This is a genomic window from Microvirga pakistanensis (assembly GCF_004458765.1).
GTDB lineage: Bacteria > Pseudomonadota > Alphaproteobacteria > Rhizobiales > Beijerinckiaceae > Microvirga > Microvirga pakistanensis.
Window position 1 is genome coordinate 208,614 of the sequence record NZ_SPJX01000184.1, and the last position, 21,536, is coordinate 230,149.

The following is a 21,536-nucleotide window of genomic DNA, read 5'->3' on the forward strand; positions in this document are numbered from 1 at the left end:
AAAAGGCGGCTCCTGAAAATCCCGGTTCAAGGGGGGCTGTTTCGCTTGCTTGAGCAGCGTGGGCAGATTAGGGTCCGCCCCCGTCACGTTTCCTTCCTAACGCCCTGATCGGAGGTTTCCCATGGGCTTTTTGTCTGACGCCCTCTCGCGCATCAAGCCGTCTGCCACGATCGTCATCACGCAGAAAGCGCGAGATCTCAAAGCCCAGGGCCGGGACGTGATCAGCCTTTCCGTCGGCGAGCCGGATTTCGATACCCCGGACAACATCAAGGAAGCGGCCATCGCGGCCATCCGCCGTGGCGAGACGAAGTACACGCCGGTCTCGGGCATCGTGCCGCTGCGCGAGGCCATCGCCCGCAAGTTCAAGCGCGAGAACGGCCTGGACTACAAGCCCTCGCAGACCATCGTCTCCACCGGGGGCAAGCACGTCATCTACAACGCGCTGCTGGCCACCCTGAACCCGGGCGACGAGGTCATCATCCCGGCTCCGTACTGGGTGTCCTATCCTGAGATGGTGGTGCTCTGCGGCGGCAAGCCCGTCTTTGTCGACTGCACGATGGAGCACAGTTTCAAGCTCCAGCCGGAGCCGCTCGAGCGGGCCATCACGCCGAAGACCAAGTGGATCATCCTCAACTCGCCGTCGAACCCGACCGGCGCGGCCTATACCCGCGCCGAGATGAAGGCGATCACCGACGTGCTGATGCGCCACCCCCATGTGTGGGTGCTCACCGACGACATGTACGAGCACCTGACCTACGGCGATTTCGAGTTCGTGACGCCGGCTCAGGTCGAGCCGAACCTCTATGAGCGCACGCTCACCATGAACGGCGTTTCGAAGGCCTATGCCATGACCGGCTGGCGCATCGGCTATGCCGGCGGCCCCGAACATCTCATCAAGGCCATGGATTTCGTCCAGGGCCAGCAGACATCCGGCACGAGCGCGATCTCCCAATGGGCCGCCGTCGAGGCGCTCGACGGCCCCCAGGATCACCTGAAGGTGTTCAAGAAGGCCTTCGAGGAGCGGCGCGACCTGGTGGTCTCCATGCTGAACCAGACGAAGTACCTGAAATGCCCGATGCCGGAAGGGGCATTCTACGTCTATCCGTCCTGCGCGGAGGCGATCGGCAAAACCGCGCCGTCGGGCAAGGTGCTCGAGACCGACGAGGACTTCGTATCCGAACTGCTGGAAGCTGAAGGCGTGGCCGCCGTGCATGGCTCGTCCTTCGGCCTGGGTCCGAATTTCCGCATCTCCTACGCCACGTCCAACGCGGCGCTGGAGGATGCCTGCAACCGCATCCAGCGGTTCTGCGGATCGCTTCGCTGATGAGCCTGCCTCGGACATTCCATCCGGATCCCGAGGCGGAGCCTTATCGGATCGACCAGCAATCGGCCTTCCGGGTGAAGTCGGATTTCCGTGTCGACTTCACCAATGGCGGCTATGTGGAAGCGAGGGATTTCCTTCTCGACATCCCGGGTGACAGCGTGACCCCCGAGCGTCTGGCCGAGATGATCGTCTCGGCCATGAACCTCCTCCGGGCCGGGCCGGTCACGATCTTTTCGATGACGATCGTGCGCCGCGGCGAGCACCAGGATGCCGTTCCAGCACGGTTGGGACGCCCCGGAGAGCCGCCTTCGCCTGCGTGAGTGTGGCTCCTTCCGCGGACGGCATTCGTCGCGGCAAACCGCACCGGCGGCGCCAAAAAACGCACTCGGCAAGAAGCGTGGCCGTTCTCCTGCCCGAAAAATGCCCTTGCCAACCTCTCCAGACAGGCAGAGCATCCTCTTAACGCGACGGCTAAGAGCGCGCTGACGGGGGCGGGGAGGAGACTACCATGGCACCCAACGGCAGAGGACCTGCGGGCCCGCGATGCATCGCCATCGTTGGCCCATTCCAGAGCGGCAAGACCACGCTTCTTGAAGCCATCCTGGAGCGCACCGGGACCATCTCGCGCGCAGGCCGCGTGACCAATGGCGACAGCGTCGGTGACGCGAGCGCCGAGGCCCGCGCTCACGGCATGAGCATCGAGCCCAACGTGGCCACCGTCGATTTTCTCGGCGAGACGATGACGTTCGTCGACTGCCCCGGCTCCACCGAATTCCTGCACGAGATGCGCAACATCACGCCCGTCTGCGATGCGGCGATCGTGGTATGCGAGTCCGACGAGCGCAAGATTCCTGCGCTCGAGATCATCCTGCGGGAGCTGGAGGAGGCGGACATTCCGCGCTTCCTCTTCATCAACAAGATCGATACGGCGACGAAGCGCGTCCGCGAGACGTTGAGCCTACTGCAGCAGGCCTCGCGCACGCCGCTGCTGCTGCGCCAGATTCCGCTCTGGAAAGACGGTATCGCGATCGGTTTCATCGATCTCGCCCTGGAGCGCGCCTTCATCTACCGCGAGCATGCGCCCAGCGAAGTGGTCGAGATGCCCGACGGCGAAAGCCTGCGCGAGCGCGAGGCGCGCTTCGCGATGCTGGAGCGGCTGGCCGATTACGACGACGAATTGATGGAGGAGCTGATCTCCGAGATCGAGCCCCCGCGCGACCGCATCTTCGACGACCTCTCCAAGGAGCTGCGCGAGCGGCATGTGGTTCCGGCGCTCATCGGCTCCGCCGAGCGCGGCAACGGCGTCACGCGGCTTCTGAAAGCGCTGCGCCATGAGGCGCCGACGCTCCCGGAAACCCGCACCCGTCTTGGAATCCCCGATGAGGGCGCGCCGCTCGCCCATGTGATGAAGACCCTGCATATGGGCCAGGGCGGCAAGCTCTCCGTGGCGCGCGTGATGCGCGGCGCCTTCCACGAAGGTGACATGGTGGTCGGGTCGCGCGGTGCGGAAAGCCGTGTCGGCAGCCTGCTCACGATGGTCGGCGGCAACACGACGCGTCGGGCCGAAGCGGCCGCCGGCGATGTAGTGGGCTTCGGTCGCCTCGAAGGCATCGCGACGGGCGACAGCTTCGCGTCGGGCAAGTCGCGTCCCGACACGATTGTCTCCTCGGCGCCTCCGGAGCCCGTCTATGCGGTGTCCCTCAAGGTGCGAGACCGCAAGGACGATGTCCGCCTTTCGAGCGCGCTCGCCAAGATTACAGAGGAGGACCTGTCCCTGGTGGTGGAGAACCGGCCGGAGATGGGCGAGATCCGGCTGCTCGGACAGGGCGAGATGCATCTGCGCGTCGCGGTGGAGAAGCTCGCCTCGCGCTTCCAGGTCGGTGTCGACATCGGCAAGCCGCGCGTCGCCTATTGCGAAACGATCCGCATGCCCGCATCGGCTCGCGGCCGCCATCGCAAGCAGACCGGCGGTCATGGCCAGTACGGCGACGTGATGATCGAGATCAAGCCGCTGCCGCGCGGTGAGGGATTTGCCTTCGAGGACCGGATCACCGGTGGTGTCGTTCCGCGCCAGTACATCCCCTCCGTGGAGACGGGTGTCCGCGATGCGCTCCGGAGCGGGCCCCTGGGCTTTCCGGTGGTCGATCTCGCGGTCAGCCTGACGGACGGCTCCTATCACACGGTGGATTCGTCGGACGCGGCGTTCCAGGCGGCGGCGAAGCTCGCCCTGGCGGAGGCTCTGCCGAAGGCGAAGCCCGTGCTGCTGGAGCCGATCCTTTCCGTCGAGATCACGATACCCACGGAGGCCCTGTCGAAGGCCACGAGCCTCGTCACCGCCCGGCGCGGGCAGATCCTGGGCTATGACGGACGGCCCGGATGGGCCGGATGGGAGGTGCTGAACGCCACCATTCCGGAATCGGAGATCGGCGACCTGATCGTCGAGCTGCGCTCCGTCACGGCGGGCGTCGGCACCTTCTCGACGCGCTTCGATCACATGGCCGAGCTTAGCGGCAAGCCAGCCGACCTCGTGCTGCAGAAAGCTCATTGAAGCCCTCTCCGAGGGGCGTTTCCGGCCCTCAGGGAACGCCCATCGACAAACTACCCCTTCCGCGCCAATCTAAGCTTCACCGGAGACGCTGTCTCCCATGAAACAAACTCGCCCTGGAGCGGGAGGAAAAAATGAACGCCACGATCGAACCGGCCGCATCCACGGATACGGCCGGGCAAACCTTGGACAGATCCTGGTTCAAGTCCTATCCCCCGAGTGTGCCCCACGCGATCGACGACGCCAGCATCGGCACTCTCAACGACATCTTCGTCAAGGCGGTCACAGATTATCCGAACCGGGCTGCCGCCGAGAGCTTCGGCAAGCGCATCACTTATGCGGAACTCGGCCGCAGCGTCGACGCCGTGGCCTCCTGGCTGCAGCAGCAGGGGCTGAAGAGGGGAGACCGCATCGGGATCATGCTGCCGAACGTGATGGCCTATCCGGCGATCCTTTATGGCGTGCTGATGGCCGGCGGCACGGTGGTGAACATCAATCCGCTCTATACGCCGCGCGAGTTGGCCTACCAGCTGCAGGATTCCGGAGCGCGGTTCCTCTTCGTTCTCGAAAATTTCGGAGCGACGGTCGAAGAGGCGCTGCCGGATCTCAGGCTCGATCGCGTGGTCGTTGTGAAGCCCGGCGATCTGCTGGGTGCGAAAGGCGCCATCGTCAACCTCGTGTCCCGCTACGTGAAAAAGGCGGTCAAAAGGTTCAGCCTTCCGAAGTCCGCATCGTTCAAGACGGTGCTGAAAGAGGGCGCGCGAAGGCGGCCGGACGTCGTGGCGGTCACGCGGGACGACATCGCCTTTCTGCAATACACGGGCGGCACGACGGGCATTTCGAAGGGGGCGGTTCTCCTTCACCGCAACGTTGCCGCCAACGTGCTGCAATGCGAAGCGTGGATGCGTCCGTTCTTCGGCGAGCGTGACGATCATGTCATGGTCACGGCGTTGCCCCTCTATCACATCTTCGGCCTGACGGTGTGCTCGCTGTTCATGACGAAGATCGGCGGGTGTCAGCTTCTCATCGCCAATCCGCGCGACATTGCCGGATTCGTGAAGACGCTCCAGAAGAGCAAGATCACTCTCATGTCGGGTGTGAACACGCTCTACAACGCGCTGGCTCACGCGCCGGGCATTCGAGACGTCGATTTCTCGCAACTGGTGTTCGCCGTCGCCGGAGGCATGGCCACGCAGGAAGCGGTCGCGAAGACGTGGAAGGAGATTTCCGGTCGGCCCATCATCGAAGGGTACGGCCTGTCGGAGACCTCACCGGTGGTTTGCGTCAACCGCCTCGACATCGAGGAATTCACAGGCACCATCGGCTATCCGCTGCCGTCCACGGACGTAACGGTGAGAGCGAGCGACGGCAGCATCCTGCCCCCGGGCGAGCGCGGCGAATTGTGCGTGAAAGGCCCGCAGGTGATGGCCGGCTATTGGCAGCAGCCGGATGAAACGGCGCGGTCGATGACGCCCGACGGCTATTTCCGCACAGGGGACGTCGCGATGATCCTCCCGGACGGTCAGGTGAAGATCGTCGACCGGATGAAGGACATGATCCTGGTCTCCGGCTTCAACGTCTATCCGAACGAGGTCGAGGACGTGCTCGTGAAGCATCCCGCCGTCATGGAGGCTGCTGTCATCGGACTGCCTGACGAACAATCGGGCGAGGCGGTCGTCGCCTATGTGGTGTGCAAGGACCCGAACCTCGACCCTGACGAACTGCGCCACTTCTGCAGGGAAAATCTCACCGGCTACAAGGTGCCGCGCCGGATCGAGTTCCGGGAATCGCTGCCGAAGACCAATGTTGGCAAGGTGCTGCGCCGCGTCCTGAAGGACGAGGTCGCCTCGTCTCGGCAGGCATGACGAGAGCAAAAAAAAGCCGGGCCAAAGGCCCGGCTAAAGTAGAGGTCCGACAATTGAGTCAAAACCTTCCAGAGGGAACGGCCGACACGGCATCGCCGGGAGGAAGAAAAGCGCTGCCGCGTTGAAATCAGCCAATGCTCATATCGGCCGCATTCGACCTATTTGCAATGCAACATGCCTCATAAAAGGGCTGCGTCGGCTGCATGGCTTAGACGAAAGGCTGACGCAAAACTGCCACGCTTGTCCTCGCAAGCGTGATTCAAGGATGGATGCCATCTCTCTCGGCAGCACGTCGCCCGGCACAAACGCAAGGCCGCGCTGGAAAGCCCTGCATCTGGCCTGGGTATGAAGCGAAGACCAAAGACATGAAGTCACTCCACGCCAGTGGAAACAGCCCTAGTAGGTCCAGCGCTGGGCCTTCGAGATCAGGAAGTCGCGGAAGGCCTGAACGCGCGCGACGGAGCGCATTTCCTCCGCATAGACCAGGTAGCTGTCGAGGGACGGCATCTCGACGTCGCGCAGGACCTGGACCAGGTTCGGATCGCCTACCACCGCATAATCCGGCAGCACGGCGATGCCGGCCCCGGTTTCCACCGCAAGCTTCAGGGCCGTGATGTTGTTGACCTCGTAGTGATACTGGCGCGGCTCGCGCCCCTCGCGCCCGGCCGTCGCGAGCCAGTGCACCGCCAGCAGGTAGGAGGGCTGGTCGCCGCCGAAGGAGACGATGCGGTGCTCGTCGAGGTCCTCCAGGGTCTTCGGCTCGCCGAAGCGCTTGATGTAGTCGGCCGACGCGTAGACGTGGAAGTGGATCGTGAAAAGACGCCGCTGGATCAGATCCGGCTGCGCCGGCCGCCGCAGGCGGATCGCAACGTCCGCCTCGCGCATGGCAAGGTCCAATTCCTCGTTGGAGAGGATCAGCTCGACGCGGACATCCGGATAAAGATCCAGGAACTCCGCGATGCGCTGGGCAAGCCAGATGGAGCCGAGGCCCACCGTGGTGGTCACCTTGAGCTCACCGGAGGGACGCTCGCTTGTCTCGACGAGGCGCGCCTTGGTGGTTTCCAGGCGCATGCGCATGTCCCGGGCCGCACGGAACAGCAGGTCGCCTTGTTCGGTCAGGATCAGGCCCCTCGCATGGCGGTGGAAGAGGGGCGCCTTCAGCTCCCGCTCGAGGGCGCTGATCTGGCGACTGACGGCGGATTGGCTCAAGCCCAGGTCGTCGCCGGCGCGGGTAAAGCTGCCCGCTTCTGCGACCGTATAGAAAATCCGGATTTTGTCCCAATCCACGGCGTTCCCCTGAATACCCCGCATTCCTCCGGCGCAGGGCTCCCTATCTCTTCCGAGCTGGCGGCAGGATGCAATAGGAATCCTGCCCAAGGGTCAACCAGTTGTGAATAAAACCTATTCTGCGGCCTCCTGGGTGGCCTCGAGGGCCGCCAGGTAGCGTTCCGCGTCCAGGGCAGCCATGCAGCCCATGCCTGCCGACGTCACCGCCTGGCGGTAAACGTCGTCGGTGACGTCGCCGGCCGCGAAGACACCGGCGATGTTCGTGCTGGTCGAACCCGGCTTCACCTGGAGATAGCCGCCGGATTTCATGTCGAGCTGTCCCACGAACAGCTCCGTCGAAGGCTTGTGGCCGATGGCGATGAACACGCCGTCCGTCTTGAAGTTCGAAACCTCGCCCGAAACAAGGTTCTTCAGCCTCACGTGGGTGACCGAGTTGGGGTTCTCGGTGCCACAGATTTCCTCCACGGCGCTGTTCCAGAGCACGTCGATCTTCGGGTGCTTGAACAGGCGGTCCTGCAGGATCCGCTCGGCCCGCAGGGAATCGCGACGGTGAACCAGCGTGACCTTCGAGGCCAGATGGGCCAGATAGAGGGCCTCCTCCACGGCCGTGTTGCCGCCGCCCACCACCACGACTTCCTTGTTGCGATAGAAGAAGCCGTCGCAGGTCGCGCAGGCCGAGACGCCGAACCCCTGGAACAGGCCCTCGGACGGCAGACCCAGCCACTTGGCCTGGGCGCCGGTCGCCACGATGAGGGCATCGCAGGTATAAGTGTCCCCGGAATCGCCTTCCAGACGGAACGGGCGCTGCTTCAGGTCCACCTTGGTGATGTGGTCCGAGATCATCCTGGTGCCCACGTGCTCGGCCTGGAGACGCATCTGCTCCATCAGCCAGGGGCCCTGGATCACCTCGGCGAAGCCCGGATAGTTTTCCACGTCGGTGGTGATCATGAGCTGACCGCCCGGCTGGAAGCCCGAGATCATGACGGGCTCGAGCAGCGCGCGGGCCGCATAGATCGCCGCCGTATAGCCTGCGGGCCCCGAGCCGATGATGATGAGCTTGGCGTGAGAATGGGCCATCAGGAACTCTCCAGCGAAAACGCAATGTCCGGCAAGCCGAGGGAGCGGCGGTGAAGGCTGAAGCCCCGGACGATGGCAGCAGCAATCTTGGGTGTTGAATTTAGGGGTTCGTAGGCCTGTCCTACAAGATGGCCATCGAACGGATGCACAATTCCATGGCCCCTCAGGCGCTCCATGTAAACAGCGAGTTTGGGGTGGCCGCCCGAGGGCTCGAAGACCAGGATCGGCTTTCCGGACGCGGCGGCCTCACCGATCATGTTGAACGAGTCCGCTGTCGCCACGATGAAGTCGGCGAGGCCGAGCAGGTCCACATAGGGGTTCGGGCCCGACCCGTCCCAGAAGAATGCGCCATGCCGAGCGGCGAGATCCATCAGCGCCTCCCGCAGGGCCAGGGGCGTGCGGCGGGATGTCGTGATCATCAATCCCGCTCCCGATCGAGCCAGAATGGTCAGGCGCTCGAGGAGGGTGGCTCTGTCGTGGTCCGTGAACCGGTGATGCCGGCTGTCGCCGCCGACGAGCACCGCGACGCGAGGGCCAGGCAGGCCGGCGAGGCGGGGATCGGGATGCGCCCGCGCGGCGGCGATCCGCCGGTCGGAAATCCTGTGCGGCGGGGTCAGCGTGGTCAGGACGTTCGGGCCGCGCAGGCGGTCGTATTCCGGCGACCAGATGAAGTCCGCCGTCTTCGGCCCCGTGCGAGGGTCCTTGAGGAAAACCGTATAGGTCCGCTGGCCCGAGGCGCGCTTGACGAAACGGAGATAGGGCACGGCCCTGCGGCCGGAGGCGAGGAGCAGGTCGGGGTAGGGCGGGGCGATGGGGCTTCCGGGCACGCTCGGCCGCTCCCGCGGGTCGATGGGTCCCCACGGCATCATCCAGGTGAAGGGCGCGCGAGGCTCGATCCGTCGGATCTCCGGGTGGAGGCCCAGGGCCTCGGCCACGCTCAGGCCCTGGAGCTCGTCCCCGGCCTTGCCGTCGCTCAGGACCCAGGTGATAAGGCGGGAATCGTCGCGCAACATTCGATCAATGAGCTTGTGGAGTTCATATGGTTCGTTGCGACTTAATCGCCCGTCCCGCTTGTGCAGACCCTTTACACGGTCTACTCAGCCAAGACGAGTTTTTTGCTTGGAGGGTGCATGATCCGGGCCGCGGGGGCTCCCCGGTCGGGAAATGCGCTCCATGGGAGTGACCGTGCGCGGACGCCTCGATTCGATCGACTGGGCTATTCTGAAGGAACTACAAGCCGACGGCAGCATCACGAATGTGGAGCTGGCCCGCCGTGTCGGGCTGTCGGCACCCCCGTGCCTGCGCCGGGTGCGAGCGCTGGAAAGCGCCGGTATCATCAAGGCCTATCGTGCGATCCTCGACCCCAAGGGCTTAGGGTTCGAGATCGTGTGCTTCGCCATGGTGCAGCTCGACATCCAGGGCAAGAAGGAGCTGCGGGAGTTCGAGCAGCGGGTGAAGGACTGGTCCATGGTCCGCGAATGCTGGACCCTGTCGGGCGACATCGACTTCATCATGAAATGCGTGGCCCCGAACCTGGGCGCCTTCCAGGGCCTCGTCTCCGAGCTCACGTCCCTGCCCAATGTCCGCAACGTCCGGACCGCGTTGACCCTCGACCTGATCAAGGACGAGCCGCTGGTGCCGATCGAGGACGTGGCTGAAGTGATGGAATAAACCCCTCCGGGCCGATCAGAGCCGGCGCCGCAGCCAGCGCACATAGTGCTGGGCCAGGGCGACCGCCCGGCCCGGTTCGTCCGGCTCGGTGCTTCTCCGCGCCACATCGAGCACCGCATGCTGCGGGTGGCGGGCCAGGATCTCGCCCCTCCGGCCGATCGCCAGGGCCTCGCCGTCCATGCCGTCGTGCCCGCCGCCTCCGCCACGGCCACGCCAGCCCGAGCTGCTGTCCGCGAAGGCGGTCAGGAACACGTCCGTGATGACCAGGACGAAGCGCGGTCCGCGCGGATTCATCCGGTCCGCGAAGGATCGGTGCAGCTCGTCGAGGGCCGCCTGCCCGACGAGATCGGCGAATGGACCCCATCCCTTTGCCTTCAGCGGTCTGACATCGACGGAAAACGACGAGAACGCTTGGGGAAAGGCCTGGGCCTGGGCCGGAATAGGCGCCAGCAGGCCCGCACCGGCAAGGCCGGCGCAGGCGAGGCGCGTCAGAAAAGAGCGGCGGGATGAAGGGAGCATGGTCTGATCTCTCATCGCCTGCCCCCCTCGTCGTATCAGACGCTGAACCGGACGCCCACGACTTCGTAGGACTTGCCGCCCCCGGGGGTCGACACCTCCACCGTATCGCCGATGGTCTTGCCCATCAGGGCGCGGGCGATGGGGGAGGCGATCGAGACGCGGCCGGAACGGACGTCCGCCTCGGGCTCGCCCACGATCTGGTAGGTCTTTTCTTCCTCGGTGTCCTCGTCCACCAGCTTCACGGTCGCACCGAACTTGATCCGGTCACCCGAGAGCTTGGAAACGTCGATGACTTCCGCACGGGAAATCAGGCTTTCCAGCTCCAGGATGCGGCCCTCGTTGAGGGACTGGGCTTCCTTGGCGGCATGGTATTCGGCGTTTTCCGACAGGTCGCCGAGCGCGCGCGCTTCCGCGATCGCCTGGATGATCCGCGGGCGCTCGACCTGTTGCCGGTGCTTGAGTTCTTCCTCGAGCGCCGCAAAACCCTTGATCGTCAGAGGGACCTTGTCCATCGTTTATCTCGTCCAAAAAGAGGTACGAGGCCGCTGTTTCCAGCGCCCTCGCAAGTCAACGAAAACTCCACTGAAGCTTCGCAGTTCCATGGTGCAGGCCCGAAGGCCTCAGGCGAAATAGTCCTGAAGCGCGCGAACCTCGAGATCGCCGCCGAGATAGGCCTTGATGCCCTCGGCTGCAGCGACCGCTCCTGCAAGAGTGGTGTAGTAAGGTATCTTATGCAAGAGGGCAGCCTGCCGAAGTGAGCGAGAATCTGACAAAGCGCCCGCACCTTCGGTGGTATTGAATACCAGCTGGATGTCGCCGTTCTTCATGGCGTCGACCACGTGGGGGCGGCCTTCCAGCACCTTGTTGATCCGCTTGGCCTTGACGCCCTGCTCCACGAGGTACTTCTGGGTGCCGGCGGTCGCCAGGACCTGGAACCCGGCCTCCTCCAGCATGCGGACGGCCGGAAGGATGCGGGGCTTGTCCGAGTCGCGCACCGACACGAACAGGGTTCCGGTCTTGGGCAGCTGGCTGCCCGCGCCGAGCTGGCTCTTGGCGAAGGCCACGCCGAAGCCGCGGTCGAGGCCGATGACCTCGCCCGTGGAACGCATTTCCGGCCCGAGCAGCACGTCCACGCCCGGGAAGCGGGCGAAGGGGAACACGGCCTCCTTCACGCCGATATGCGGCAGCTCCTTCGGGGACAGGGCGAACGTGGCCAGGGTCTCGCCGGCCATCACCCGGGCGGCGATCTTGGCGATGGGTTCGCCGATGACCTTGGCCACGAAGGGCACCGTGCGCGAGGCGCGGGGGTTGACCTCCAGCACGTAGATCGTGCCGTCCTTGATGGCGTATTGCACGTTCATCAGGCCGCCCACGTCGAGGGCGAGGGCGAGAGCCTTCGTCTGGCGCTCCAGCTCCGCGATGGTCTCCGTCGACAGCGAGCGGGGCGGCAGCGAGCAGGCGGAGTCGCCCGAGTGGATGCCGGCCTCCTCGATATGCTCCATGATGCCGGCGATGAACACGTCCTTGCCGTCGCTGAGGCAGTCCACGTCCACCTCGATGGCATCCGAGAGATAGCGGTCGAAGAGCAGCGGGTTCTTGCCCAGAACCGTGTTGATCTGGCCCGTCTTGTCGTTGGGGTAGCGGGCCTTGATGTCGGACGGGATCAGGCTGGGCAGGGTGCCGAGCAGGTAATCCTCGAACTGGGTCTCGTCCCGGATGATCGCCATCGCGCGGCCGCCGAGCACATAGGACGGGCGCACCACGAAGGGCAGGCCGAGATCGGCGGCGATCAGGCGGGCCTGCTCGACCGAATAGGCGATGCCGTTCTTGGGCTGCTTGAGATGCAGCTTGTCGAGAAGCCGCTTGAACCGGTCACGGTCCTCGGCGAGGTCGATGGCGTCCGGCGAGGTGCCGAGGATGCGCACATCCGCCTCTTCGAGCGCGCGGGCGAGCTTGAGCGGGGTCTGGCCGCCGAACTGCACGATCACGCCGTGGAGCGTGCCCTTGGAGCGCTCGGTCTCGATGATCTCCAGCACATCCTCCTGCGTCAGCGGCTCGAAATAGAGCCGGTCGGAGGTGTCGTAGTCGGTCGAGACCGTCTCCGGGTTGCAGTTGATCATGATGGTCTCGAAGCCCGCATCCTTGAGCGCGAAGCAGGCATGGCAGCAGCAATAATCGAACTCGATGCCTTGGCCGATGCGGTTCGGACCGCCCCCGAGGATGATCACCTTCCTGGCGTCCGAGGGATTGGCCTCGTCGGCGGGCCGGCCCGCGAACGGGGACGTATAGCTCGAATACATGTACGCCGTGGGCGAAGCGAATTCCGCCGCGCAGGTGTCGATGCGCTTGAAGACCGGGCGCACGCCCAGCGCGCGGCGCGCCTCGCGCACCTCCGCTTCCGTGGTGCCTGTCAGCACCGCGAGGCGGGCGTCCGAGAAGCCCAGGGCCTTGATCTGACGGAAGGCACCCGGCGTCTTCGGCAGGCCATGGGCCTTCACCTTGGCTTCCATGTCGACGATGGCCTGGAGCTGCTCCAGGAACCAGCGGTCGATCTTGCAGGAATCGTAGACCTCGTCGTGGCTGATGCCGAGGCGAAGCGCCTGCGCGACCTTCAGGATGCGGTCGGGCGTGGGCGTTCCGATGGCGGCCTTGATGGCGTTCTTGTCGTCGCCCTTGCCGAGGCCCTCGATCTCGATCTCGTCGAGGCCGGTGAGGCCGGTTTCCAGCGAGCGCAGGGCCTTCTGCAGGGATTCCGGGAAGGAGCGGCCGATCGCCATCGCCTCGCCCACGGACTTCATGGCCGTGGTGAGGGTCGGTTCGGCGCCGGGGAACTTCTCGAAGGCGAAGCGCGGGATCTTCGTGACCACGTAGTCGATGGTGGGCTCGAAGGAGGCGGGCGTCGCGCCGCCGGTGATGTCGTTGGCGATCTCGTCCAGGGTGTAGCCCACCGCGAGCTTCGCCGCGACCTTGGCGATGGGGAAGCCCGTGGCCTTGGAGGCGAGCGCCGAGGAGCGCGACACGCGCGGGTTCATCTCGATCACGATCATGCGCCCGTTCTCGGGGTTGATCGCGAACTGCACGTTCGAGCCGCCGGTCTCGACACCGATCTCGCGCAGGACCGCCAGCGAGGCGTCGCGCATGATCTGGTATTCCTTGTCCGTGAGCGTCAGCGCCGGCGCCACCGTGATCGAATCGCCCGTGTGTACGCCCATCGGATCGAAATTCTCGATGGAGCAGATGATGATGCAGTTGTCCGCCTTGTCGCGGACGACCTCCATCTCGTACTCCTTCCAGCCGAGCACGCTCTCCTCGATCAGCACCTCGTTGGTGGGGGAGGCGTCGAGGCCCCGCTCGACGATGTCGAGGAACTCCTCGCGGTTGTAGGCGATGCCGCCGCCGGTGCCGCCCATGGTGAAAGAGGGGCGGATGATGGCAGGCAGGCCCACTTCGGCGAGCGCCAGCAGGGCCTCGCCCATGGCGTGCTCCTGATAGCGCTTGCGCCGGTCGTTCTCGCCCGCGTCCCATTTCAGCTTGTAGGCGGCGATCACGCGCTTCTTGTCGCCCGGATGCATGTCGAGGGCCTCGAGCCGCGCGAGTTCGGCCAGGTAGGCGTCCCGGTCGGCCTTCTTGAGGGCCGAGGCATTGGCGAGGCGGGATTTCGGAGTGTCGAGGCCGATCTTGGTCATGGCCTCGCGGAAGAGCTGGCGGTCCTCGGCCTTGTCGATGGCCTCCGCCGTCGCGCCGATCATCTCGACGTTGAACCGGTCGAGCACGCCCATCTTCTTCAGCGACAGGGCGCAGTTGAGCGCCGTCTGGCCGCCCATGGTGGGCAGGATCGCGTCCGGGCGCTCCTTCTCGATGATCCTGGCCACGATCTCGGGCGTGATCGGCTCCACGTAGGTGGCGTGCGCGAGATCGGGATCGGTCATGATCGTCGCGGGATTCGAGTTCACCAGGATGATGCGGTAGCCTTCCTCCTTGAGGGCCTTGACCGCCTGAGTGCCCGAATAATCGAACTCCACGGCCTGGCCGATGATGATCGGACCGGCGCCGATGATGAGAATGGAGGAGATGTCTGTCCGCTTCGGCATAGGTCCACCCAGGCGTGTCCAGCCGCGCGGCCGCTGAATGCGGCGCTTCAAGCGCAGCCGGGATGTGTCAGATTGAAGGTTGAGAGAGGCTCTTACACGGACCCACCGCAAATTCAAAGGCCTTAGCGCATCATGCGGAAAAGTGGCTCCGGTTTTCCGCCTCAACGATGCGCCCGCTGGACAGGGAGTATCGGATTGAATCCCTAAATTGGCCTCCACGTTAGGGTCCGATGCTCGATGATTTGGCGACAGGTCCCCCATGCGGCATGATCGCCGGTCAGGGAACGGCAGGATCTTGAGGGAGATCGGGATGGCTGAGGACGCGCGCTGGGCGGTGATCACCGGGGCATCGAGCGGAATCGGTGCGGAACTGGCGCGGATTTTCGCCGCCCGAGGCTATTCCCTGGTCATCACGGCCCGGCGTCACGAGCGCCTGGAGGCCTTGGCCGGTGACATTCAGGAGACACACCGCATCCCTGTGGAAGTCATGGCCCTCGACCTCGAAGACCGGGAGGCGCCTCAGGACCTCGTCGAGATGCTCAGGGACCGCGGCATCCACGCGCATACCCTCGTGAACAATGCGGGATTCGGCCTGCGAGGGACCTTCGCCACGCTGCCCTTCGAGCGGCAGGTCGCCATGATCGACCTGAATGTCACGGCGCTCACGGCCCTTTGCCGCCTCATGCTGCCGGGCATGCTGGAGCGCGGGCGGGGCGGCATCCTGAACGTGGCCTCCACGGCCGCCTTCCAGGCCGGGCCTCACATGGCGGTCTATTACGCCACCAAGGCCTATGTGCTCTCCCTGTCCGAGGCCCTGCACGAGGAGGCCAAGCCCCGCGGCGTGACGGTCACGGCCCTTTGCCCGGGGCCGACGGAGAGCGAATTCTCCGCGACGGCGGATCTCGAGAACAGCAAGCTGTTCAACCGGAGCGTCATGTCGGCGGCCGAGGTGGCCCGGATCGGGATCGATGGCTACGAGGCGGGCAGGGCCATCGTGATCACGGGCGCCTCCAACCGGCTGGGGGCACTGGGAGCCAAGTTCCTCCCCCGCGCGGTGATCCGCAAAATTGCCGGAAGTCTTCAGCGAGGCGAGGTGACGAAGCGCGCGGGAGAGGCTAACGAACAGGCGTGAACACGCTTTCCTCCTTCCGTCGCCTGACCCGTCAATTCGCAGCCTTCTTCGGAGCAGGGCTTGCGGCGGCCGTGGCGCATTATGGCCTGCTCATCCTTCTCGTCGAGGCCGGCGGGAGCCACCCGGTTCCGGCGACGCTCGCCGGCTACGTGGCGGGCGGGTCGGTGTCATATGCGCTCAACCGCAGGCATACCTACCGGAGCAGCCGTCCGCACCGGGAGGCGACCTGGCGCTTTGCGGCGGTCGCCTTCGTCGGGTTCCTGCTGACGTGGCTCCTGATGCATATCCTGGTGGAGAGGCTCGGCGGCCCCTATCTGCCGGCGCAGGTGATGACCACGGGCGTGGTCATGATGTGGAGCTTCCTCGCACACAAGGCTTGGACCTTCGCTTAAGACCCAGCAGGATCGGCGACACGACAGACGAAAGTCATGCGGGCCTGATTGTGGCCGAGATTGCGCGGGGCGCGCTCCGACGTGAAACCGGCATCTTCGAGGATGTCGAACACCTCGTCCTCGCTGTATTGCGCCAGGCCGATCTCCTCGCGGATCTCGCGGTACTCGGAGAATGCCGTGCGGACGAGGCCCGCGAGCGCGGATTTCAGGAAGCCCCCGTGCCAGGCGAAGGACAGAAGGGCCTTGGCATCCGCAATCGGGCTTACGTCCGGCGGGATTACGTCGGCAATGACGAGCCGGCCTTCGCTCTTCAGCTTCGCGCGCCAGAGCTTCAGCAGCCCGCGCAGCTCGTCGAGGGTGAGATATTGCAGGAGCGAATTCACCACGACGAGATCGAGGGATGCGTCCGGGAGTTGGGCCACCTGCTCGGGGGCCAGGATCGCGATACGCCCTTGCCCGCGGAACTTCGCCTGCAGCCGTTCCCGGACGAGGGGCGCGGCATCGCTCAGGTAGAGCTTCGCGCATTGGGCTGCCACCTGATCGGCAAAGAGGGCCTCGCCGCAGCCATAGTCGAGCACGATGGCATCGCGCGAGGGGATGTGGCCGACGATGTCGTTCGCCACGAGCCTGTAGTGCAGAATCTTATGCCGCTCGCCGGAATAGATCGGCGTGTCCTGGTTCCAGTAATCGCGCCAGTTCATGTGCGGGATCGTCCTTTCGCGGCCAGTTCAGGCTTCGCCGGTGACGGTATGGAATCGTGGAGCCTGCTGCGAAGCTCCGCGATCTGCTGGTTCAGCGCGCGCAATTCTCCGGGGGGCAAACCCAGCATGCAACCCACATGCTCCGGGATATCCTTCGCACGCTCTCTCAAGCTGCGACCTGACTCGGTCAGCATGATCCTGACCTGGCGTTCATCCTCCCTGTCACGCATGCGGCGGATATGACCCATGGTTTCCAGCCGCTTCAGCAGGGGCGTCAGCGTGCCGGAATCGAGAAAAAGCCTGTCTCCGATGTCCTTCACGGTCAGCCCGTCCTGCTCCCACAGCACGATGAGCACCACGTATTGGGGGTAGGTCAGATCCAGCGGCTCCAGGAGCTGCCGGTAGGCCCGGCCGAAAGCGTGGGACATCGAATAGAACGCAAAGCAAAGCTGGTTGCTGAGCGCCAGGGGCGAACTCTTCTCGGTCATCCTGTTCTCCTCACGGCTTGCTTACTCAAAAAATAGATTGCGCACAATTTAAATCCCGTGTAGTCATGGATATAGATTGCACACAATTAAATTGTGCGATCCTTATCTGGTGCATCCCGGCAAAAGGAACTTCCAATGACCCCTCTCTACACAGCTCATGCAGCAGCCCACGGCGGACGCGAAGGCGTCGCCAGCACCTCCGATGGAAAGCTTGAAGTCCGCCTCTCCACACCGAAGGAGCTCGGTGGCGCGGGCGGCGAGGGGACCAATCCGGAGCAGCTGTTCGCGGCAGGCTACTCGGCCTGCTTCCTCGGCGCGCTGAAGTTCGTGGCGGCACAGGGCAAGATCGCGCTCCCGGCGGATGCTTCGGTCGAGGCGTCGGTCGGCATCGGCAAGCGGGACGATGGCGCAGGCTTCGGCCTCGTGGTGGCGTTGAAAGCCAACCTGCCCGGACTCCCGGCGGAGCAGGCTGCCGATCTCGTTCGCCGCGCGGACGTGGTGTGCCCATACTCGCACGCCATTCGCGGCAACGTTCATGTCACCCTGTCGGCTTAGCAAAAAGACCGAAGCGCCGTAGGGGCGACTAGCCGTAGGAACCATGAGGTCCACCGGTCGCGAGGCCGGTGGACTTCTCTGTCGTTTCCAGAGCCGGACATGCGAGCCGGCTACGACCTATTGAGCCACAGCTTCGTCAGCGGGCCGTTCGCTCCGTCGACGGGATCGGCATCGGGGAGCGGGACTTGAGCGATCCGCTGCTGCGAGGACGCCAGCGCTCCGGGATCGTCGCGGACGGTGTCGTAGTTCCGTCCGTCCGGATAGGCCCCCACCACGGCGAAGTCGTCACTCGCGTTGATCAGGGCATGGGCCACGCCTGCCGGGATGATGACCACGTCAGCTTCGGAAACCGCAACGAGCTCCCCGTCCTCTCCGCCGAACCGCACCGATGCGGTGCCTGAGACGATGCCCAGCACCTCGTGGGTATCCGGATGGTAGTGGTGATAGTCGTGGATGGTGTCCAGCCAGGCATTCGTCCAGCCGTTCTTGGCGAAGGTGGACTTGAAAGCCTTCGCCGGATCGTCCTGCGACGGCGAAATGGCCCCGCGCCGGACGATCAGCGGCAAGGGCGAATTCGGCACGATGCCGTTGCTCTGGAAGACGTATGTCTCCGTGCCGAGCGGGGCATTGTAGCCTCTCGGATCACCATATCCTTTTGCCTGAGCCATGCGGATCTCCCTTCTCGATGCGAGGGGGAACGCATGGCCCGGGAGAAAGATCGACCTGAGCCTTGTGTGAGTTCACATCCCGAGCAGCATCGCCGCGACGGCGCGGTCGATGGAGAGATAAAAAATGACGAGGACAACGATCGCCGCAATGCCGAATTCGACCGCCTGGCTCCGCAGGACGCGGAACTTGGCGAAGACGTTCTGGCCGAAGATCGAGACCAGCCACGCCGTTGTCAGGACCACGGGGAAGATGAAGAGATACGACCACGTGCTTTCGACCTGGCTCACATTGGCGGGGTCGATCAGCGGACGGATGTTGCGCACCCAGGGAGCATAGGCGGCCGCGTAAAGCGAGGTCAGCCAGGACAGTGTGACGGCGATACCGAGGTGAAAGGTGAAAAGGTTATGCCACCGGCTGAATTCGCCGGAATCGTAATCAAAATCCATCGGAGAAACCCCCAGAACATATAGCCAAGAATCATTGATTTTTATGGTTAACAATTGGTTAGCGCGATTTGGCGGCGGCGTGCAAGACTAGCCTTTGTCGCGCCTGTGGGCACATGGGAAACGGCGTCTTGCCCGCTCGGAACAGGCTCCAAAAGCAGTGCGCCGCCACTCGGGTGAGTGACGGCGCATCCGGACGAATGGATCGGGGCAGGCGCTTTACCGGGGCGCCTTGCCCTCGTCCATCAGCTTCACGAAGCGATCGAAGAGATAGTGGCTGTCCTGCGGGCCGGGGGAGGCTTCGGGGTGGTACTGCACCGAGAAGGCCGGACGGTCCGTCAGGGCGATGCCGCAATTCGAGCCGTCGAACAGCGAGACATGGGTTTCCGTCGCGTTCGCCGGGAGCGTTGCCGGATCCACCGCGAAGCCGTGGTTCATGGACGTGATCTCGACCTTGCCGGTGGTCTTGTCCTTCACCGGATGATTGGCTCCGTGGTGACCCTGGTGCATCTTCTGGGTCTTGGCGCCCACGGCCAGGCTCAGCATCTGATGGCCGAGGCAGATGCCGAAGGTCGGGATCTTCTTCTCTAGCACCTTCTGGATCACCGGCACGGCATATTCACCGGTCGCCGCCGGGTCGCCGGGGCCGTTGGAGAGGAACACGCCGTCGGGATTCAGGGCCAGCACGTCCTCGGCGGTCGCGGTGGCGGGCACGACGGTCACCTTGCAGCCGGCGCGGGCGAGAAGGCGCAGGATGTTGCGCTTCACGCCGTAATCGATGGCGACCACGTGATGCCTCGGCTCGGCCTCTTGGTGGCCGTAGCCTTCCCCTCTCGTCCAGGTGGTCTCATCCCAGTCGAAACGCTGGGTGCTCGTGACCAGCGGCACCAGGTCCAGGCCGTTCATCGAGGGGAGGGCGGCAGCCTTGGCCTTGAGCGCTTCGAGATCGAACTTCCCCTGCGGGTCATGGGCAATGACCGCGTTCGGCATGCCCTTGTCGCGGATCAGGGCCGTGAGCGCGCGGGTGTCGATCCCGCTCAAGCCCACGATCTGGCGGGCCTTCAGCCAGGCGTCGAGATCGCGGGAGGCGCGCCAGTTGGAGGGCTCGGTGATGGAGGCCGCCAGCACCACGCCGCGCACGCCGGACGACGAGGCGGCGTTCACGCTCTCGATGTCCTCTTCGTTCGTGCCCACGTTGCCAATATGCGGGAAGGTGAAGGTGATGATCTGACCGGCGTAGGAAGGGTCCGTCAGGATTTCTTCGTAGCCCGTCATCGCCGTGTTGAAGCAGACCTCGCCGGTGGCCTCGCCCTCGGCACCGACGCCGAAGCCTTCCAGCACCGTACCGTCCTGGAGCACGAGAACGGCTGTTGCGCGCGGCTCTTCCCAGCCACCCGCCGTGTCTTTGTCTTGCAGCATCGTCATGATCTCTTGTAAGTCCGGGGCCAACAGGCCGTGCTTGAACAGGCCCGTACCGGGCCGCCGTGAACTGTCCTCGTGACTTAAGGGGCCGCTCGCGTCCCGTCAACGCTCGAGCCGCTTTAATTTAAAGGAGATCAGAATGCTGCGCGAACGATTTACCAGCGATATGAAGGAGGCCATGAAGGCCGGCGACAAGGGCCGTCTGGGCGCGATCCGGCTGATTCAGGCCGCCCTGAAGGACAAGGACATCGAGGCTCGCGGGAACGGCAAGGAGCCTCTGTCGGACGAGGAGATCCTGGCTCTGCTGCAGAAAATGGTGAAGCAGCGCCAGGAATCGATCGCCATGTACGAACAGGGCGGCCGCGCGGAGCTGGCTCAAGCCGAGAAGAACGAGGTCGAGGTGATCTCAGCCTATCTTCCCAAGCCCATGGACGAGGCCGAGACGAAGGCCGCCATCGAGGCCGCCATCGCCGAGACGGGCGCCGCCTCCATGAAGGACATGGGCAAGGTCGTGGGAGTCCTTCGCGCCAAGTATGTGGGCCGCATGGACTTCGCCAAGGCGAGCGGCCTCGTGAAGGACATGCTGCCGAAGGGATGATCGGGCCTGCTCCTCCTCCCGTCGTGGCCGGGCCCGTCCCGGCCATCCATGAGGCAGGGCAAGGCGTGGATCCCCGGGCCACGCCCGGGGATGACCGGGAGAGGCAGGCCTCAAGCGGCTTCGGCTCTCGCGAGAGCCTGAACCAGCGCCTGCGTGGTGACGACCTCGGCGAACTCGAATCCCAGTGTCGCGACATGTGTCGCGTGGACGGTCTCCGCCGGGATGGTGCCGCCCCGGCCGTCGGGCAGGTCGAAGCAGTCGCAGGCGTCCTCGACCAGGACCATGCGGTAGCCCAGATTGGCTCCCATGCGGATCGTGGTCGACACGCACATGTCGGTCGAGATCCCGAAGGCCACGATGGTGTCGATCCCGAGCCGCCGAAGGCGCAGATCGAGGTCGGTGCCGATGAAGGCCGAATTCACGCTCTTGGTGACGAGCGGCTCGTCGCCCCGGGGGCCGAAACCCTCCCGGAAGACATTGCCCGGCTGGCCGGAGGCGAGGGTCGAGCCCGGCTCGACCGAGTCGTGCCTGACATGGATGACGGGTTTGCTCGCCGCTCGCCAGGTATCGAGCAGCAGGAGCCCGTTGGCGTCGACGGCCGTGTTCCAGCGGCGCGGCCAGGAGGGGCTGTCGAAGGCCTTCTGCATGTCGATGGGCAGCAGGACTGCGTTCATGAGATCGTACGGCATGGGGAGCTCCTTGTGAAACGAGGCCGGAGTCTTCATGAAGGATCGGCCGGTTTCACTCGACAAGATGA

The 21,536-nt window shown here is 64.6% G+C and carries 21 protein-coding genes; 9 read left to right on the plus strand and 12 right to left on the minus strand.

Features of this window, described 5'->3' with window-relative positions; genetic code table 11:
* Nucleotides 1–121: 121 nt before the first annotated feature.
* From E4K09_RS08760 to E4K09_RS08775, 4 genes are all read left to right on the plus strand, one after another.
* The gene (locus E4K09_RS08760; RefSeq protein ID WP_134496361.1) at nt 122–1,324 is read left to right on the plus strand and encodes a pyridoxal phosphate-dependent aminotransferase; all 1,203 of its coding nucleotides are present in this window, start codon (nt 122–124) and stop codon (nt 1,322–1,324) included.
* A complete protein-coding gene (locus tag E4K09_RS08765; protein ID WP_134496362.1) occupies nt 1,324–1,644 on the plus strand; it encodes a hypothetical protein in 321 nt (106 codons plus the stop codon). Before E4K09_RS08760 ends, E4K09_RS08765 begins: the two co-directional genes overlap by 1 nt.
* A gap of 188 nt (nt 1,645–1,832) precedes the next feature.
* Nucleotides 1,833–3,872 (plus strand): elongation factor G, encoded by a 2,040-nt coding sequence (locus E4K09_RS08770; RefSeq protein ID WP_134496363.1) that lies wholly within the window; start codon nt 1,833–1,835, stop codon nt 3,870–3,872.
* Between the two features lie 131 nt (nt 3,873–4,003).
* Nucleotides 4,004–5,734, plus strand: a complete 1,731-nt coding sequence (locus tag E4K09_RS08775; protein WP_134496364.1) for an AMP-binding protein — start codon at nt 4,004–4,006, stop codon at nt 5,732–5,734.
* 396 nt (nt 5,735–6,130) lie between these two features.
* On the opposite strand, the gene E4K09_RS08780 is transcribed toward E4K09_RS08775, so the two are convergent.
* From E4K09_RS08780 to E4K09_RS08790, 3 genes are all read right to left on the minus strand, one after another.
* Nucleotides 6,131–7,021: a LysR family transcriptional regulator gene (locus tag E4K09_RS08780; protein ID WP_134496365.1), complete on the minus strand. Its 891-nt coding sequence runs from the start codon at nt 7,019–7,021 to the stop codon at nt 6,131–6,133.
* 114 nt (nt 7,022–7,135) lie between these two features.
* On the minus strand, nt 7,136–8,098 hold the full coding sequence (gene trxB, locus E4K09_RS08785) for a thioredoxin-disulfide reductase (RefSeq protein WP_134496366.1): 963 nt from the start codon (nt 8,096–8,098) through the stop codon (nt 7,136–7,138).
* Nucleotides 8,098–9,111 (minus strand): mitochondrial fission ELM1 family protein, encoded by a 1,014-nt coding sequence (locus tag E4K09_RS08790; RefSeq protein WP_134496367.1) that lies wholly within the window; start codon nt 9,109–9,111, stop codon nt 8,098–8,100. Before E4K09_RS08790 ends, trxB begins: the two co-directional genes overlap by 1 nt.
* 160 nt (nt 9,112–9,271) lie before the next feature.
* Here E4K09_RS08790 and E4K09_RS08795 point away from each other — a divergent pair, with 160 nt between their 5' ends.
* Nucleotides 9,272–9,769 carry an Lrp/AsnC family transcriptional regulator gene (locus tag E4K09_RS08795; RefSeq protein ID WP_425293826.1) on the plus strand — a complete coding sequence of 166 codons (498 nt, stop codon included), beginning with the start codon at nt 9,272–9,274 and terminating at the stop codon, nt 9,767–9,769.
* Between the two features lie 15 nt (nt 9,770–9,784).
* Here E4K09_RS08795 and E4K09_RS08800 read toward each other — a convergent pair whose 3' ends face one another.
* From E4K09_RS08800 to carB, 3 genes are all read right to left on the minus strand, one after another.
* The gene (locus E4K09_RS08800; protein ID WP_166802227.1) at nt 9,785–10,288 is read right to left on the minus strand and encodes a twin-arginine translocation signal domain-containing protein; all 504 of its coding nucleotides are present in this window, start codon (nt 10,286–10,288) and stop codon (nt 9,785–9,787) included.
* 35 nt (nt 10,289–10,323) lie between these two features.
* Nucleotides 10,324–10,800, minus strand: coding sequence for a transcription elongation factor GreA (gene greA / locus E4K09_RS08805; RefSeq protein WP_134496369.1), 477 nt, complete (start codon nt 10,798–10,800; stop codon nt 10,324–10,326).
* A gap of 108 nt (nt 10,801–10,908) precedes the next feature.
* Nucleotides 10,909–14,379: a carbamoyl-phosphate synthase large subunit gene (carB, locus tag E4K09_RS08810; RefSeq protein ID WP_134496370.1), complete on the minus strand. Its 3,471-nt coding sequence runs from the start codon at nt 14,377–14,379 to the stop codon at nt 10,909–10,911.
* 310 nt (nt 14,380–14,689) lie between these two features.
* Between carB and E4K09_RS08815 the strand changes: the two genes are divergently transcribed.
* Nucleotides 14,690–15,511, plus strand: coding sequence for an SDR family NAD(P)-dependent oxidoreductase (locus E4K09_RS08815; protein ID WP_193557268.1), 822 nt, complete (start codon nt 14,690–14,692; stop codon nt 15,509–15,511).
* Complete coding sequence (locus tag E4K09_RS08820) at nt 15,508–15,903, plus strand: GtrA family protein (protein ID WP_193557269.1); 396 nt, start codon at nt 15,508–15,510, stop codon at nt 15,901–15,903. The genes E4K09_RS08815 and E4K09_RS08820 overlap by 4 nt, the downstream gene beginning before the upstream one ends.
* On the opposite strand, the gene E4K09_RS08825 is transcribed toward E4K09_RS08820, so the two are convergent.
* On the minus strand, nt 15,900–16,604 hold the full coding sequence (locus E4K09_RS08825) for a class I SAM-dependent methyltransferase (RefSeq protein WP_134496372.1): 705 nt from the start codon (nt 16,602–16,604) through the stop codon (nt 15,900–15,902). The genes E4K09_RS08820 and E4K09_RS08825 overlap by 4 nt on opposite strands.
* On the minus strand, nt 16,601–17,092 hold the full coding sequence (locus tag E4K09_RS08830) for a MarR family winged helix-turn-helix transcriptional regulator (RefSeq protein ID WP_134496373.1): 492 nt from the start codon (nt 17,090–17,092) through the stop codon (nt 16,601–16,603). Before E4K09_RS08830 ends, E4K09_RS08825 begins: the two co-directional genes overlap by 4 nt.
* 135 nt (nt 17,093–17,227) lie before the next feature.
* Between E4K09_RS08830 and E4K09_RS08835 the strand changes: the two genes are divergently transcribed.
* A complete protein-coding gene (locus E4K09_RS08835; protein ID WP_134496374.1) occupies nt 17,228–17,647 on the plus strand; it encodes an organic hydroperoxide resistance protein in 420 nt (139 codons plus the stop codon).
* A gap of 110 nt (nt 17,648–17,757) precedes the next feature.
* On the opposite strand, the gene E4K09_RS08840 is transcribed toward E4K09_RS08835, so the two are convergent.
* The 3 genes from E4K09_RS08840 to carA form a co-directional block, all read right to left on the minus strand.
* Nucleotides 17,758–18,315 (minus strand): cupin domain-containing protein, encoded by a 558-nt coding sequence (locus tag E4K09_RS08840; protein ID WP_134496375.1) that lies wholly within the window; start codon nt 18,313–18,315, stop codon nt 17,758–17,760.
* 72 nt (nt 18,316–18,387) lie between these two features.
* Complete coding sequence (locus E4K09_RS08845; RefSeq protein WP_134496376.1) at nt 18,388–18,762, minus strand: hypothetical protein; 375 nt, start codon at nt 18,760–18,762, stop codon at nt 18,388–18,390.
* 216 nt (nt 18,763–18,978) lie between these two features.
* Nucleotides 18,979–20,178 carry a glutamine-hydrolyzing carbamoyl-phosphate synthase small subunit gene (carA, locus tag E4K09_RS08850; protein ID WP_134496377.1) on the minus strand — a complete coding sequence of 400 codons (1,200 nt, stop codon included), beginning with the start codon at nt 20,176–20,178 and terminating at the stop codon, nt 18,979–18,981.
* A gap of 142 nt (nt 20,179–20,320) precedes the next feature.
* On the opposite strand from carA, the gene E4K09_RS08855 reads away from it, so the two are divergent.
* Entirely contained in the window at nt 20,321–20,779 is a 459-nt protein-coding gene (locus E4K09_RS08855) for a GatB/YqeY domain-containing protein (RefSeq protein ID WP_134496378.1), read from the plus strand.
* Between the two features lie 110 nt (nt 20,780–20,889).
* On the opposite strand, the gene E4K09_RS08860 is transcribed toward E4K09_RS08855, so the two are convergent.
* A complete protein-coding gene (locus E4K09_RS08860) occupies nt 20,890–21,468 on the minus strand; it encodes a cysteine hydrolase family protein (protein WP_134496379.1) in 579 nt (192 codons plus the stop codon).
* Nucleotides 21,469–21,536: the final 68 nt, after the last annotated feature.